Source organism: Paraburkholderia sp. J41 (assembly GCF_905220235.1).
In the GTDB taxonomy this organism is placed as follows: Bacteria; Pseudomonadota; Gammaproteobacteria; order Burkholderiales; family Burkholderiaceae; genus Paraburkholderia.
This window is the reverse complement of the sequence record NZ_CAJMZE010000004.1, coordinates 264,210-278,951: the sequence shown is the minus strand read 5'-3', so window position 1 is coordinate 278,951 and position 14,742 is coordinate 264,210. Positions and strand designations below refer to the sequence as shown.

Genomic DNA, 14,742 nt, shown 5'->3' with positions numbered 1-14,742 from the left:
GCAGCGCGCGCTTGCGCGGCACGCCTGCCGTTTTTCATCGCCCGTTCACTTCATGAAACAGACCTTGCGCGCGCCGCGCGCGTTGGCCTTCGCGCCTTTTTTTGCGCCTTTTTTTGTCTCGCTGCTCGCGGCGCACAGTTCCTGCGCGCATGCGCAAAGCTCGGTCACGCTATATGGCGTGATCGACACGAGCCTGGAAGTGACGAACCCCGGCGGCGGCTGGGTCGCGCGCATGGATTCCGGCGCGTATCGCGGTTCGCGCGTGGGCTTGCGAGGCGCGGAAGACATCGGCAACGGCTACCGCATTTTGTTCGATATCGAGAACGGATTCGGTTCCAGCGACGGCACGCTGGCCGTGGCGAACACGATCTTCAATCGCCAGGCGTGGGTGGGCCTGGACTCGCCCTGGGGCACGGTGCGCGTGGGCCGCCAGTATTCGCCGATCTACATTCCGTTCAAGGGCGGGCTCGACGCGTTCGGCGCGGGCACGATCGCCTCCGGCCTCAACAATCTCTCGAAGATCACGCCCTACGAAAGCAACGCGATCACGTATATCTCGCCCGAATTCCACGGCTTTTCGACCACGCTGATGGTCTCGCTGCGCGACGCTTCCGAGGACGCCAACGGACTCGACGGCACCATCGAAACCTTCGCGTGGCGTCACGGCCCGTTTCGCATTTCGTACGCGCATCAGCAGCAAAACGGCGACGGCGCGCTGCGCGCGAACCTCGGCGGCGTGTCGTACGCGTTCGGCCCCGTCACGGGCTTTCTCTCGTATTTCAACGGCGACGGCGGCACGCCGCGTTATCACGACGCGGGCGTTGCCGTGTCCGCGCGCTATGCGGTGACGCCGCGCTTTCGCGCTTCGCTCGGCTACGCCTACGTGAGCGACCGCTCGGGCGGCGACAACGACGCCGATCAGTTCAGCGCCGCCTGCGAATACGATCTCTCGAAAACCGTGCTGCTCTATGCGAGCGCGGGCTGGCTGCGCAATCGCGGCGACGCCACCTTCACGCTGCGCGGCGTGAACGTCACCGGGCTGCCGCCGTCGTGGCCCGGCGCGGGCGTGCGCGGCGTGCAGTTCGGCATGATCGACCGGTTCTAGCCCGGTTCCCGCCTGGTTCTAGCCGGATTCGAGCGATTTTCGCGACGTTCGATCCGTTCCCCGGTTTCGCGTTCGCGTTTGCATTCGCGTTCGCGGCGCCGGTCTACGGCCCGCTTGCCGTGCGGTGCGTCAGATTTCGGACCACTCGCGCAGCAGGTTGTGGTAGTGGCTCGTGAGCGCGACGAGTTCGGCGCTTTCGCCGTGGCGCGCGCGCAGCGTCTGAATGGCCTGATCGAGTTCGAACAGCATCGTGCGGCGGCCGTCGTTGCGGATCATGCTCTGAATCCACATGAACGAGCAGACGCGCACGCCGCGCGTGACGGGCGTGACGCAATGCACGCTCGTCGACGGATACAGCACGAGGTCGCCCGCGGGCAGCTTCACTTCGTGTTCGCCGTAGGTGTCGCGCACGGTGAGGTCGCCGCCGTCGTAATCGTCAGGATTGCAGAGGAACAGCGTGGCCGAGAGGTCGGTGCGCAGCCAGCCTGGCCCCTGCGCATGCGCGCGCACCGCTCCGTCGACGTGAAAGCCGTAATGCCCGGCGTTGGCCGCGTCGTAGCGGTTGAACAGCGGCTGCGACATGCGCAACGGCAACGCCGCGGAAAAGAACAGGCCGTTGCGATTGAGCGCCTGCTGAACGTATTGGGCGAGTTCGCGCGCGAGCGGCGCGTCCTCGGGCAACTGTTCGTTGCGCTTGACGTGAGCGCCCGCCGCGCCGACCGTGGCGCGCCCGTCGGTCCACGCGGCGGCGTCGAGTTGCGCGCGCAGGTGGCGAACTTCGTCGGCGCTCAGCACGCCGGGAATGTGCAGCATCATGATGTGAGGCTCGTGGAAAGCGCGGCGCGCCGGACTTCGCGCAAGCCCGCGCGCGCCGCTTCGAGTCGCCGGTTGCCTCGCTTTCGGCGGCCGGCGACGCGTCGTCAGAACGCGAGGTTGGCGGTCACGACCGCCGTGCGCGGCGCGCCGGGGAAGTAGCGATAGCCGCTCTTGTTGATCGACGAAACATAGCTCTTGTCGAACAGATTGTAGACGTTGAGCTGGATGCTCAGATTGCGCGTGGCCTTGTAGCTCGCCATGGCGTCCACGACCCAGTACGGGTCGGTGTGATCGGGCGTGCCCACCGCGCCGTCCGTGCCTCTTTGCAGGCCGCTCACGTAGCGTGCGCCGCCGCCCACGGTGAAGCCGTACGGCAACTGGTAGGTGGTCCACAGCGAGAACGCGTTGCGCGGCGTGTAGGTGAGCAGCGCCGAGCCGTCCTGCGAAACGGCCGTGCCCGCTTGCACGCGCGCGTCCTGGAGCGTGTAGCCCGCCATCACCGACCAGTTCGGCGTGATCTGGCCCGCCGCGCTGAGTTCGATGCCCTGCACGCGCTTCTTGCCGGTCTGGCCGTAGGTGCCGTCGTCGAGTTGCTGCACTTCGTTGGTGATGTCGGTGCGAAAGAGGGCGGCGGTGGCGAGCATGCGCTTGCCGAACAGCTCCCACTTCGTGCCGAGTTCGGCGGTTTTCGCGCGCTCCGGGGCGAAGTCGATGCGGCCCGAGCTGTTGCCGCTGCCGGCCGACGCGAGCGCGAAGTTCGAGCCGCCCGGCGGCTGCTGCGAAACGCCGTAGTTGAAGTAGACGTTGCCGTTGCGCGTGATCCGGTACAGCGCGCCGAGCTTCCAGTCGATCAGGTTGCCGGACTTGCTCGCGTCCACCGTCTGCACGGGCGTGCCCGCGGCCACGCCGGTGGGGCAGGCCACCACGTTGCGGCCTGTGCCGCCGCACGCCGTCGCGCTCGTGTAGTCGGAGTGGTAGTAGTCCCAGCGCAGGCCGCCGTTGAACTGCCAGCGGTCCCCCACGTCGATGGTGTCGAACGCGTACGCGGCCACCGTGTCGGTGCTGCCCGTGGCGTTGGCGCCGTTGCGGCCGTAGTTGCTGAGGAACACGTCGCTGTTGGGCGCATAGATGTTGACGGCGGGCGCCGTGGGCGTGGTGTGCCCGTAGATCGTCTGCTCCTCGCGCGTGAGTTCGAAACCGGCGCTCACGTCATGCTTGACCGGACCGGTGTTGAACGTGGTCGTGACGTTGGTCTGGTTCGTGACGATGCGGTTGTTGCTGTCGCGCAGATTCGGCGTGCGCGTCATCGTGTAGGTGGAAAGGTCCGCCGGGTTGCTGGCCGCGAGATTGGTCGCGGCCAGCATGAACGACGAGAGCATGTAGTTCTGCTTGACCTCTTCCCAGCGCGTCGTGTTGCGCAGCACGGTGTTGTCGCCGAACTTGTGCTCGACGCGAATCGTCGCCATGTCCGTCGTCGAATCGTCGTGATCGGAGGCCGTGCCGTAGTAGTTGTGGCTGTCCACCTTCGGCGCGGTGTTGAGCGCGGAAAACGCGCTGCCCGGCGCCTTGTAGCCGGGCAAACCGATGGTCGGCACGCCGCCGTCGGGCGTGTTGTCCTGCTTGACGTGCATATAGTCGATATACACCGTGGTCGGCGAATTCAGGCCGAACGCGAGCGAAGGCGCGATGCCCCAGCGCTGGTTGTCGGCCTGGTCGCGGCCGGCCACGTCGGCCTTGTGGCCCATCATGTTGAGGCGGAACGCCGACGTGTCGTTGAGCTTCTGGTTCCAGTCGATCGTCGAGCGCGCGTAATTCGAAGTGCCGCCGCTCAGGCTCGCGTCGAAGCTGTTCTTGAGGCCGGGTTGTTTGGTCACGAGATTGATCGAGCCGCTCGGCGCGCTGCGGCCGTAATCCGAGCCCGACGGCCCTTTGATCACTTCGACCTGTTCCGTGTTGAACATGTCGCGGTAAGTCGTGTTGATGTCGCGAATGCCGTCGATATAAATGCTGTTCGACGTGTCGATGCCGCGCATGTAGATCGCGTCGCCCGTGCTCGTGCTGCCGTTTTCTCCCGCGTAGAAGGTGCCCGCGCCGGGCACGTTGCGCAGCGCCTCGGTAAGCGTGGTGGCCTGCTGATCCTTCATCACCTGCTCGGGCACGACGATCACCGTTTGCGTGGTGTCCTTGATCGACTGCGTGAATTTCGGCGAAGCCAGCGTTTCCGGCTTGTACGGATCGGCGCTCGCCGTGGCGTTCACGTGCATCGCGGGCAGCGTGGTTTCGGCGATCGACGTGGCGGCTTGCGCCAAAGCGGGCAGCGGGCAGCCCAGCGTGATGCCGGCGAGCAGCGTGGCCGTGGCGGTCGCCGTGGCAGCGGCGGTGCCGGTAAAAGCGGTCGGTGCGTGTGCGCTGCCCGAATGGGAACAGGGCGTGGTCTTGCGGCTTCGGATATAGGCCATCTTGTGCGTGCTGGTTAGGAATCCTGTCGAATCAGGATTGCATTGTCGTGATGAGGCCGAAGCGGGCCGGGCTCATGGCGAGCGCAGGCGCGTTCCGGGCGAGCGGCGGACGATGTCGGCGGGCGCGGTTTGGTGCCGACGGCACGAAACCCGCGAAGCGGCGCGATTCACGAACGCAGGAAGAAGCTGGCTTGGGTCCGCAAGCGGGACGTGGCTGGCTATCCGGCACGCGGCAGGCGCGCCGGAAGAAGAGGGCGTAACGGCTACCGGCTCGGCCGGATCGACGCGGAACAGGCGGGCGGCGCGGCGCTACGGTTGTAAGGTTCAGGCTTCACGATGATCCGTTAGATTACATCCGGTAATAATTTTGACGTGAATGTAAACAATTCTCATTTGCGTGTCAAACGAAAGTTGGGTTTCGTCTCTTATCTATTACGGTACTCAACCCCTTGCAAATTGGGCATCTTGCTATTCATCCAGCATCTCGTCCGCACTCGCAGACGTGTACTCATCGTCGAATCGGTCGAAACAAAGTGTAATGCTGGCGGGGTCTTATTCTTTCAAATGAAAACGAGTATCATTCACTATTTGTAAAGAAAGCACCGCGTAAAACGCGAAACGACAACGATGAAAGCGACGACAGGGGAAACCGCAGCGCTCGGCGCGCAGCAACGCCAGCGCGCGTTCTGGCTGCGCCATTTGCGCCAATGGCACTGGATCAGCTCCGCGCTGTGCCTCGTCGGCATGTTGGCGTTCGCGTTTACCGGCTTCACGCTCAATCACGCGGCGCAGATCGAGGCGCATCCTCAGGTGGAGCGGCACAGCGCAACGGCGCCCGCCGTTTTGCTCGCGGAACTCAGGCGCGCGAAGCACGGCGACAAAGACCCGGTGCCGCCCGTCCTGGCGGCGTGGCTGGAACGCACGTGGCGCATCGACGCTAACGACCGCGTGGCCGAATGGTCCGGCGACGACGTGTACGTGGCCTTGCCCCGGCCCGGCGGCGACGCCTGGGTAAGCGTCGATCTCGCGAGCGGCGTTTCGCAGTACGAATTAACGACGCGCGGCGTCATTGCGTATCTCAACGACCTGCATAAAGGCCGCAACGCGGGCGCCGCGTGGAATGTGTTTATCGACGTGTTCGCCGCCGCTTGCGCGATTTTCAGCATCACGGGCCTGTTGCTGCTCAAACTGCATGCGCGCGGGCGCGTTGCCACGTGGCCGCTCGTCGGCTTCGGACTCGTTGCGCCGCTGCTGCTCGCGATGCTTTTCATCCACTGACTTTTGTGAGGAACCGTTCTCCCATGCGCCGACTGATCGCCGTCACGCTGACCGGCATGGCCGCCGCCCCGCTCGCGGGCCAGGCCGTTGCCGCCGAATTGACCGTCAACGTGGAGATTCCGCGTCTCGACGTCGCCGAATATCACCGCCCTTATGTTTCGATGTGGATCGAGCGCGCCGACCAGACGCCCGTCACCACGCTCGCGGTCTGGTACGACCAGAACAAGAAGAACGGCGAGGGCACGAAGTGGCTCAAGGACATGCGCCAGTTCTGGCGCAAGGCGGGCCGCGACATGCAGTTTCCCGCCGACGGCGTGTCGGGCGCGACGCGCGCGCCGGGGCAGCAGGCCGTCACCTTCGTCGACGGCAAGGCGCCGCTCGGCAAGCTGCCCGCCGGCGACTATCAGCTCGTGGTGGAAACCGCGCGCGAAGTGGGCGGCCGCGAACTCGTGCGCGTGCCGTTCGCGTGGCCGCCGGCCGCGGCGAAAACCACGCAGGCGAAGGGCGAACACGAACTGGCGAACGTCACCGTGAACGTGAAGCCGTAATGCTTCGTTATCCGTATTAATCGAATCCATCATCCGTTAATCGAATCGAATCGAGTCGAATCGAGTCGAATCACGCTGGAACAACGCACATGAAAATCAACGCACTCAAGGTTTCGGCGCTCGCGCTTGCTGCGCTCATGCCGCTCGCGGCGCACGCGCATCGTCTGTGGATGCTGCCTTCGGCCACGGTGCTGTCGGGCAACGATCCGTGGGTGACGGTCGACGCGGCCGTATCGAATGATCTGTTCTATGCCGATCATTTTCCGTTGCGCCTCGACGGCCTCGTGGTGACCGCGCCCGACGGTTCGGCCGTGAAGCCCGAAAACGAGAGCACGGGCCGCTACCGCAGCGTGTTCGACGTGCATCTCACCCAGGACGGCACGTATCGCCTTGCCGTGGACAATCGCGCCGTGTTCGCCTCGTACAAGGTGAACGGCGAAACGAAACGCTGGCGCGGCGACGCGGACGCGCTCGCGAGGACGTTGCCCGCCAACGCGCAGGACGTGGAAGTGACGGAAAGCGAGGCGCGCGTGGAGTCGTTCGTCACGCGCGGCAAGCCGAGCGTGGGCGCGCTCAAGCCTGCGGGCCATGGGCTCGAACTCGTGCCGGTGACGCATCCGAACGATCTCGTCGCGGGTTCGAACGCGGGCTTTCGACTGCTGCTCGACGGCAAGCCGGCCGCCAACGTGAAAGTGAGCGTGGTGCCGGGCGGCGGCCGTTATCGCGATCAGCCGGGCGACACGACGCTCACCACCGACGCCGAGGGCAAGTTCGACGTGAAGTGGCCGAATGCCGGCATGTATTACGTCGAAGCCGAAGTTCGCGACAACCACACGTCGATCGAGCAGGCGAAAAGCCGCCGCGCCTCTTACGCGGCCACGCTCGAAGTGCTGCCGCAATAAGCGCGCGGCATGAGCTTTTCGGCGCGGCGGACGCATCCGGCCTTCATGAAAGACGCGGCGTGCGGGGCCCAGGTGCGGCGCGTGCTCGTTCCCGCTCGTCTCGACGCAGGGGCGCTCGCGCCGCTGCGCGACGGGCGCATCGCGTCGTATTCGGGCGAGACGATGGGCACGACGTGGTCGGTGTTGTGCGTGCGCCCGCGCGCTTCAGGCGGGGACGCGCGCGATGCGGCGTTATCTAACGCGTTGTCCGATGCGGTGTCCGACGCGTCGCCCGATGCATTGTCCGACGCGCTACCTGGCACGATACGCGCCGTGCTCGACGACATCGTCACGCAGATGAGCAACTGGCGCGCCGATTCCGCCATCAGCCGCTACAACCGCGCTCCCGCGGGCGCATGGATGACGCTGCCGCGCGCGTGCTTCGACGTCGTGAGCGCCGCGCTCGAGGTTGCACGCGAAAGCGGCGGCGCCTACGATCCGAGCGCGGGGCCGCTCGTCGATCTGTGGGGCTTCGGTCCCACGCCGCGTCGCACCGGGCCTCCCGGCGCCGCGCTCATCGACGCCGCGCGGGCGCGCTGCGGTTTTCGCCGCATTCGCGCCGATCGCGATTCGTTGCGCGTGCAACAGCCTGGCGGCAGTGCGCTCGATCTCTGCGCGATCGCCAAGGGCTATGCCGTCGACGCCGTGCGCGACGCGCTCGCGGCACAGGGCGTGGCGCATATGCTCGTGGAAATCGGCGGCGAACTGCGCGGCGAGGGCGTGAAACCCGACGGCATGCCGTGGTGGGTCGAACTGGAAACGCCGCCGCTCGAAGGCGTGTGCGCAACGGCCGCATCGCAACCGTCGGTCGATCTGATCGCGTTGCATGGCCTGGCTGTGGCAACCTCGGGCGACTACCGGCGCTATTACCTCGACGCGGGCGCGGTGCGCCGTGCGCACACCATCGACCCGCGCACCGGCTACCCGGCGAGCCACGCGCTGGCAAGCGTCACGGTGCTGCATCGCGAATGCATGCTCGCGGACGCGTGGTCGACCGCGTTGACCGTGCTCGGCCCCGAAGCCGGCATGGACCTCGCTCGGCGCAAAGGGCTCGCGGCGCGCTTTCTCGTGCGCACGCCCGAGGGTTTTCGCGAGCGCGTGAGCCCCGCCTATGCGGAGATGCTCGCATGAAGCATGGCATTTCGCGCGTGGCGTGGCTGCTCGCTTTCGCGAGCGCGGCGCTCGCGTGGTGGTGCCCGCAACGCACGGCGAGCGCCGCGTGTGTTGCGCTGGCCTATGGCTGCGCGTGCGCGGCGATCGTCGCGCGGCATCGGCAACGCGGGCGCGCGAGCGTTTCGCTGCACGACGGCGAACGCATTCTCGTTGCCTACGCAAGCCAGACCGGCACCGCCGAACAACTCGCCGCCCAAAGCGCGGCATGGCTCGAAGCCAACGGGGCGCGGGTGCGCATGGCGTCGCTCGGCACACTCACGCTCGCGGAGCTTCGCGCTTATACGCATGCCTTGTTCATCGTCAGCACGACGGGCGAGGGCGAGCCGCCGGATGCGGCGCTGCCGTTCGTGCGCCGGGCGATGGCCGCTTCGGCAACGCTCGCGCCGCTGCGTTGCGGCGTCCTTGCGACGGGCGACCGGAACTATCGCCAGTTCTGCGCATTCGGCAAGAAACTGTCAGGATGGCTAATCGAATGCGGCGCCCAGCTTCTGTTCGAAACGATCGAAGTCGATAACGGCGACGCCCATGCGCTGCGGCGCTGGCAAACCGCGCTTTCGACGCTCTGTGAAGGCGGCGCCGACACGCCCTGGAGCGCGCCGCGCGACAGCCTCTGGACACTGGAGGCGCGCACGCTGATGAATCCCGGCAGCACGGGCGCCGGCGCGTATCACCTCGTACTGAGTCCGCGCGATCGCACGGCGCTCGACTGGAACGCAGGCGATATCGCCGAGATCGCGCCGCGTCACGCATCGTGTTCGATCGAGCGCTGGCTTGCCGTGCGCGGGCTGAACGGCGCGACGAAAGTGAAATGCGACGGCACGCGCATGCGTTTTGCCGATGCGCTCGCCACGCGCGAACTCGACCGCGACGAAAGCATCACGCTAGCGCCGCAAGCGTGGATCGAACGGCTCGCTCCGCTGGCGCGGCGCAGTTATTCGATCGCGTCCTTGCCTCGCGACGGGCGGCTCGAATTGCTCGTGCGCGAGACTTTGCGGCACGGCGAAGCATGCGGATTCGGCGTGGCTTCCGGTTGGCTCACGAAACACGCGCAAGCAGGCAGCGAAATCACGCTGCACGTGCGCACGAATCGCGGTTTTCACGCGCCCGCCGACCCTCGTCCGCTCATTCTCGTCGGCAACGGCACGGGACTCGCCGGTTTGCGCGCACACCTCAAAGCGCGCGCGCACGCGGGCCACGCGCGCAACTGGCTGATCTTCGGCGAACGCAACGCCGCGCACGACGCGTTCTGGCGCGACGACATCGCGCGTTGGCGTGCGCAAGGCATGATCGAACGCGTCGATCACGCCTGGTCGCGCGACGGCGGCCTGCTACGTTACGTGCAGGATGCGTTGCTCGCCGCAAAAGCAACCTTGCGCGAGTGGATCGACGACGGCGCGGCGATCTACGTTTGCGGCAGCCGCAACGGCATGGCGTCAGGCGTCCACCAGTCGCTCATCGACATGCTGGGCGCGGCGCGCGTGGACGCGCTCATGAGCGAAGGCCGTTACCGGCGCGACGTCTACTAGTGGCTGCCGGCGGCCTCAGAAGCGATAGGTCAGCGCAAGCTGAACCACCGGATACCAGCGGTATTTCTGGATCTTCGAAGTGAGATCCTGTTCTTCGTCGTTGATGTCCTGCTGCGAAACGAAAAGCTGATAAATCTGCGGCACGCTGTAGGTCACGTGCGGGCGGCCGTACGCCACGCCCAGATCGAACGTCACGCCGATGCCGCGCACCGGTTTCTTGTGCCCGTAGCCCACGCCGAAATACGGCATCACGCGCGGCATGGTCGCTTTCGCGGTGGGCGCGCCGCCCACCGCCGGCACGAAGTCGTTGCCGATCTTGTAGTTGCCGTCGGCGTTGGGAATGGCCGTGGCCGTGAGCGTGTCGCCGTTGATGAGCGCGCCGCCCGTGAAGCGGAACGCGCTCGACGCGAACGGGAACACGTCCAGATAAAGGCCGCCTTGCGCGAGCGTCAGGTGCCCGCTATAGCGATTGTCGCCCGCGGTGAAGTCGTGGCTGAAGCCCAGGCCTTCGGCATCGGCATGAACGCCGAAATGCGGTCCGAGATTGAGCGCGCCGCCCAGGCCCGCGCCCAGCGTGCCGCCGGTCACATAGATTTCCTGCGCGTGCGCGGCGCTTGCCGCGCCAAGCAGCGCCGCCGCACATGCCACCGCGCGCGTTGCCCGATACATTGTCTTGCTGATCGAATTCACTGCTTTATCTCCCTGAAGCCGGCTCGCTGAAGCCGGCGAAAACCACTCGCTGCCTTGGCCGACGGAGGAGACTTTACGTTCGTTGCATGCGCTTCAATCGAGCGAGTTGCGGGGTGTTGCGGCCTCAAATCGCAAGGTTCGCAAACTTCAATTCGACCCTTCTTTTATGCCTCGTCAATTCATGGGCAGTGCTTTCGTATGAGGTTTCGAATGCGCGGATTAGACCGTGTTTCAAGGGCTGATCGCTCAATTGCGGCGCTTTTTTCAAATCAATAATTCACGCATGGCGAAGGGTCGCCGATTGAAACCAAGCGGAGCAGGGATGTCTGGAAAAAGAATGGCGCAGTCGGTTGCGGTCGCAACGATCGTCGCGGCAACGGTAAGTTTGACTGCATGCGGAGGCGGTTCGAGCGCGCCCGCGAGCGCGTCGGGCAACGAGCTCAAATTATCGTCGGCGGTTCAAAGCGAACACGTTGCGCGTTACGCGGGCGCGTTCGGCTTGATCGGCGGTCCCGGCGTGGGCGCGATCTACGCGTCGGTGGCGCAGACCTTCCTCAACAAGTCGCTCGCGGGCATCGCGAGCGGCAGCACTTCGTGCGCGGGCGGCGGCACGTATACGGTGAGCGTGCCGGCCGCGACCACGGGCATCGTGGCGGGCGAGAACGCCAACGTCGCGTTCGCCGGCTGCGTGGGCGTGATCGACGCGCCGGGCGTGTCGGCGCAGGATTCGGTGGCCGGTTCGATGTCGGTGCAAGTGCAAAGCGTGCAGGGCACCGTGGGCGCGACCGGCACGAACTGGTCGTACACGGCGCTTGCAAGCGCGAACAACGTCGTGCTCACTTCGTCCAACGGCACGACCACGCTCAACGGCAGCGTAACCTACACCACCAGCTTCGACGCCGCGACCGGCACCACGACGACCACGGCCAGCGCGCCGTCCGTCACGATCGCGCGCACGCTGCCGGCATCGAATATCACCGGCACGATCACGGTGGCGTCGCTCGCGTTCACGCGCGCGCAAAACGCGCCGGCGCAAACGCAGACGATCACGGCATCGGCATCGCTCGGCATTGCCGCCAGCGACGTGACGATGACGTTCGACATTGCGACGCCCACGCCCATCGCAATCGCTAACGGCGCGCTCAAGAGCGGCACGGTCACGCTCACGAGCGACAATGCCACCGAAACGCTGGCCGTGCAGGGCGGCAGCACGCTCGGCGTCACGGTCACGTCGAACGGCAAGACGGGCACGTACACGGAGCAGCTTTCGGACTTCGAGTCGCTGCTCGGAAGCTGATGGCGGCGTGGCTGGCTCGGTGCCGGCCTATCGCCTTGACGGGCTGGACTGGCTGAACGGGCCGGACTGGCGGGGATGCGGTAATAAAAATCGGGCGCTTGCGAGCGCCCGATTTTTCGTGACGAAGCAGTGCGATTACTGGAACGGCGCGCATAGTCGTTCGATCGGCGCGGCGACCAGAATGCAGCTCGAAAACGCAATGCCGAACGTGAACGCGACCGAGGCCGCCGCGCCGCACCAGGCGACGAAGCGATGCGCGTCGCGTTTGCCGGTCGAGACGGAGAGAATCTGCCGCCACGCGCGCCCGGCCGCCCACGCAATGCCGAGCGCCGCCACGAACGCAAGCGCGGAACTCACGCCGATGATCCAGCGAATCGCTTCCCACGATGGCACCGCGTGCGCGACGGCGTCGCCGCAAATGCGCGAGACGAGCACCACGCCGATCGTGAGATGCACGAGCCAGATCAACGGCGTAGCCACCACGCCGAGCCAGATGGCCGTGCGCTGCGCGCGCGTGGGTTCGACGCCGGCGCTCGCAGCCGCGAGCGTATCGGTGGGCTGGGGAGTGGGTGCAGGGATCATGGTTGGCGCGCCTAGTTAGTGGACGTTGGCGGTTTCGTGGCGTGCGCTGTTCGCTCGAGTTTGCCGATTTGCCCGGTTGGCTATTTGCGGTATTCGCGGATCGGGCGGGCCGGTGGATTGTCAAGCTATGTCGATATTATTTTACATAACATAAATTATCGACATTTTTCGTGCATCACAAAACGTCACCTACGTTCATCGAACAGACTGGTCAAGGAACGTGTGCCGTCAAAGCCCGACCATCGGCGTTCACGCGTCGAGCCTTTACGCCGCGCGGCCGCGCCGCTTGTCGCGCGAAAGTTCGGCGGGCGGCACGGCGTCGCGCTCCTGGAGCGGCTCGCCGGCGTTGCGGCGCTTGCCTGCCTGGTCGCTCGGCACGCCTTCGGTCCCGTTATCGGCGGCATATTCGGCGGAGATCTGCTTTTCCGCCCGGCCCCAGTATTCGTCGGCCTTGCCCTCGGGCGCGCCGTCGTCTTCCCATAGCTGATAGGCGCGGCGGCGGATGCGTTCTTCGCGTTCGACATTCATGACGATTTCTCCGGTTATCCACATGCCGAGCGCAAGCGCGGTGCCCGCTAACTTTCGGCCGAGCGCGTGGTGCCGGGCGGAATCGGGTTTTTATCCTGCGTCGTCGGCAACGCGTTTTCCGAGGGCGTGTGCCGGCGCTGCTCGGCGGTGTCCTTGTCGGTTTGATGGGTGTGCGCGGGGGTGTGCGCGGGAGGCGTGGTCGTGCGGTCGTCGTGTACGGGCCGGCCGTCCTCGCCGCGGGAGCGGTTCGAATCGGGGGCACTGTTCGGCTGCGGATCGGGATGCATGGCGGACTCCATTCAACGGGTGGAGGGTTCGGCGGCGCGCTCGGGATTCGATATCGACGAATCAAATCGACAAAATCGACGAATCAAATCGACGAATCGACAGATAAATCGACGAATCGACATCGCGACATCGTCAACGACATCGCGACCTCGCCAAACGCGACATCGCCGGACGCATTTTCCGCAAAGGCCGTGCCGCTGCCGGGCGCGGACGTTGCTTGAGCAATGGCGTCATCGACACAACAAGGAGCCAGCCATGGGTATCGCCATTTCCCCGCAAACCGATGCCGCCGACGTCGGTCTCGTCGGCACCGCCACGCTCAGCGGCGCACGCGTGATCGCCTCGGACGGCAAGCACGCGGGCAAGCTCGAACATGTCATGCTCGACGTGCGGCGCGGCCGCATTGCCTACGCGGTGATTTCCGTGGGCGGCATCGCGGGTCTCGGCAGCAAGCTGTTCGCGGTGCCGTGGCGCGCCGTGATGCTTGACGTGCAGCATAATCACGTGCTGCTGGACGTGCCGTCGGACCGACTCAAGGACGCGCCCGGCTTCGACAAGGCGCACTGGCCCGCCATGGCCGACCCGGACTGGGAGCGCGGCATCTGCGAGTATTACGGCAGCGCGCCGTACTGGGGCGTGGAGGACGGCCGCGTGGGCGCCCTGCCCTCCGGCTCGTCCAACATGCCCGGCCCCGGGCGCGGCGTGGAGCCCTGAGTGCGCGCCCCGCCCGACCCAATGAGAAGGAACCGGAATCCATGTTCGCCGCCGTCACCACCGTTGCCTTGCTGATCGTCGGCTATGTGCATACCAGTTTGCCGCGCTTCACCGCGCCGGGGCGCAAACGCGTGATCGCGCATGCCCTGCTGCTCGTCGTGGGTCTGATGTTCGGCGTGATCGGCGCGATGCTGGCCGGCACCGTCGCGCCGCCGTGGGCCGTGATCGCGTGCGGCCTTGGCGTGGTGCATCTGCCCGCGCTGTGCGTGCTGGTGCTCAAGCGGCTGCGCGGCTCGGGGCAAAGTTAAACGCGAAAGTTGAACGCGAAGTTGAACGCGAACGGCAGGCGCAAAGGCAAACGCAAAGACCATGCAAAGCGCGGACGCCGGGCTCACTCGCGCGCGCCGCTCGCCTTCGCCCCGAGCGTCGCGCTCGACGTCACCGACGAAGCGCAGGCGCGCGCGGCCGTCAACGCCGCCATCGCGCGCTTCGGCCGTATCGACGTGCTCGTCAACAACGCGGGCTTCGGTTTGCTCGGCGCGGTCGAAGCCGTCGCCGGACCGGGACGTGCGCCGCCGCGCGCGGGAGTCGAACCACAATCAGCCTGGCGATCCGGTCAAGCTGACCGCCGCCATAATCACGCTGGTGAATGCGCCGAACCCGCCGCTGCGCTTGCCGTTGGGCACGGACACGCTCGCGGCCATCGAGGCGAAATCGAGGCGAAAAACGCCTTCGTGGCGCAGGAAATGAAAACGTGGCGCGCGGTGCCGGCGTCAACGAATTTCGCGGCTTGATGC

16 protein-coding genes and 1 pseudogene are annotated in these 14,742 nt (G+C 66.0%); 11 read left to right on the top strand and 6 right to left on the bottom strand.

Annotated elements, in window-relative coordinates; genetic code table 11:
* Positions 1 to 52: 52 nt before the first annotated feature.
* Entirely contained in the window at positions 53 to 1,105 is a 1,053-nt protein-coding gene (locus tag U5805_RS06355; RefSeq protein ID WP_322102596.1) for a porin, read from the top strand.
* A gap of 129 nt (positions 1,106 to 1,234) precedes the next feature.
* On the opposite strand, the gene U5805_RS06350 is transcribed toward U5805_RS06355, so the two are convergent.
* Both U5805_RS06350 and U5805_RS06345 read right to left on the bottom strand, forming a co-directional pair.
* Entirely contained in the window at positions 1,235 to 1,921 is a 687-nt protein-coding gene (locus U5805_RS06350) for a Fe2+-dependent dioxygenase (protein ID WP_322102595.1), read from the bottom strand.
* 104 nt (positions 1,922 to 2,025) lie between these two features.
* On the bottom strand, positions 2,026 to 4,380 hold the full coding sequence (locus tag U5805_RS06345) for a catecholate siderophore receptor Fiu (protein ID WP_322102594.1): 2,355 nt from the start codon (positions 4,378 to 4,380) through the stop codon (positions 2,026 to 2,028).
* A gap of 627 nt (positions 4,381 to 5,007) precedes the next feature.
* Here U5805_RS06345 and U5805_RS06340 point away from each other — a divergent pair.
* The 5 genes from U5805_RS06340 to U5805_RS06320 all read left to right on the top strand — a co-directional run bounded on the left by U5805_RS06340 (position 5,008) and on the right by U5805_RS06320 (position 9,846).
* Positions 5,008 to 5,658, top strand: coding sequence for a PepSY-associated TM helix domain-containing protein (locus U5805_RS06340; protein WP_322102593.1), 651 nt, complete (start codon positions 5,008 to 5,010; stop codon positions 5,656 to 5,658).
* 23 nt (positions 5,659 to 5,681) lie between these two features.
* Positions 5,682 to 6,206, top strand: a complete 525-nt coding sequence (locus U5805_RS06335) for a DUF2271 domain-containing protein (RefSeq protein ID WP_322102592.1) — start codon at positions 5,682 to 5,684, stop codon at positions 6,204 to 6,206.
* A gap of 89 nt (positions 6,207 to 6,295) precedes the next feature.
* Positions 6,296 to 7,108, top strand: coding sequence for a DUF4198 domain-containing protein (locus tag U5805_RS06330; protein WP_322102591.1), 813 nt, complete (start codon positions 6,296 to 6,298; stop codon positions 7,106 to 7,108).
* Between the two features lie 72 nt (positions 7,109 to 7,180).
* Positions 7,181 to 8,278: an FAD:protein FMN transferase gene (locus U5805_RS06325; RefSeq protein WP_322102635.1), complete on the top strand. Its 1,098-nt coding sequence runs from the start codon at positions 7,181 to 7,183 to the stop codon at positions 8,276 to 8,278.
* Positions 8,275 to 9,846: a sulfite reductase flavoprotein subunit alpha gene (locus tag U5805_RS06320; protein WP_322102590.1), complete on the top strand. Its 1,572-nt coding sequence runs from the start codon at positions 8,275 to 8,277 to the stop codon at positions 9,844 to 9,846. Before U5805_RS06325 ends, U5805_RS06320 begins: the two co-directional genes overlap by 4 nt.
* A gap of 15 nt (positions 9,847 to 9,861) precedes the next feature.
* On the opposite strand, the gene U5805_RS06315 is transcribed toward U5805_RS06320, so the two are convergent.
* Positions 9,862 to 10,536 (bottom strand): hypothetical protein, encoded by a 675-nt coding sequence (locus tag U5805_RS06315; RefSeq protein ID WP_322102589.1) that lies wholly within the window; start codon positions 10,534 to 10,536, stop codon positions 9,862 to 9,864.
* Positions 10,537 to 10,873: 337 nt separating this feature from the next.
* Here U5805_RS06315 and U5805_RS06310 point away from each other — a divergent pair, with 337 nt between their 5' ends.
* The gene (locus tag U5805_RS06310; protein WP_322102588.1) at positions 10,874 to 11,833 is read left to right on the top strand and encodes a hypothetical protein; all 960 of its coding nucleotides are present in this window, start codon (positions 10,874 to 10,876) and stop codon (positions 11,831 to 11,833) included.
* 135 nt (positions 11,834 to 11,968) lie between these two features.
* Here U5805_RS06310 and U5805_RS06305 read toward each other — a convergent pair whose 3' ends face one another.
* The 3 genes from U5805_RS06305 to U5805_RS06295 all read right to left on the bottom strand — a co-directional run bounded on the left by U5805_RS06305 (position 11,969) and on the right by U5805_RS06295 (position 13,230).
* On the bottom strand, positions 11,969 to 12,415 hold the full coding sequence (locus tag U5805_RS06305) for a hypothetical protein (RefSeq protein ID WP_322102587.1): 447 nt from the start codon (positions 12,413 to 12,415) through the stop codon (positions 11,969 to 11,971).
* Positions 12,416 to 12,679: 264 nt separating this feature from the next.
* Positions 12,680 to 12,943, bottom strand: coding sequence for a DUF2934 domain-containing protein (locus tag U5805_RS06300; protein ID WP_322102586.1), 264 nt, complete (start codon positions 12,941 to 12,943; stop codon positions 12,680 to 12,682).
* Between the two features lie 47 nt (positions 12,944 to 12,990).
* On the bottom strand, positions 12,991 to 13,230 hold the full coding sequence (locus U5805_RS06295; protein WP_322102585.1) for a hypothetical protein: 240 nt from the start codon (positions 13,228 to 13,230) through the stop codon (positions 12,991 to 12,993).
* On the opposite strand from U5805_RS06295, the gene U5805_RS06290 reads away from it, so the two are divergent.
* The 4 genes and pseudogenes from U5805_RS06290 to U5805_RS06275 all read left to right on the top strand — a co-directional run bounded on the left by U5805_RS06290 (position 13,225) and on the right by U5805_RS06275 (position 14,739).
* The gene (locus tag U5805_RS06290) at positions 13,225 to 13,452 is read left to right on the top strand and encodes a hypothetical protein (RefSeq protein ID WP_322102584.1); all 228 of its coding nucleotides are present in this window, start codon (positions 13,225 to 13,227) and stop codon (positions 13,450 to 13,452) included. The two genes, U5805_RS06295 and U5805_RS06290, sit on opposite strands and share 6 nt — an antisense overlap.
* 34 nt (positions 13,453 to 13,486) lie before the next feature.
* A complete protein-coding gene (locus U5805_RS06285; RefSeq protein WP_322102583.1) occupies positions 13,487 to 13,945 on the top strand; it encodes a PRC-barrel domain-containing protein in 459 nt (152 codons plus the stop codon).
* A gap of 41 nt (positions 13,946 to 13,986) precedes the next feature.
* On the top strand, positions 13,987 to 14,253 hold the full coding sequence (locus U5805_RS06280) for a hypothetical protein (RefSeq protein ID WP_322102582.1): 267 nt from the start codon (positions 13,987 to 13,989) through the stop codon (positions 14,251 to 14,253).
* 9 nt (positions 14,254 to 14,262) lie between these two features.
* Positions 14,263 to 14,739, top strand: a pseudogene (locus U5805_RS06275) (SDR family oxidoreductase).
* Positions 14,740 to 14,742 lie beyond the last annotated feature (3 nt).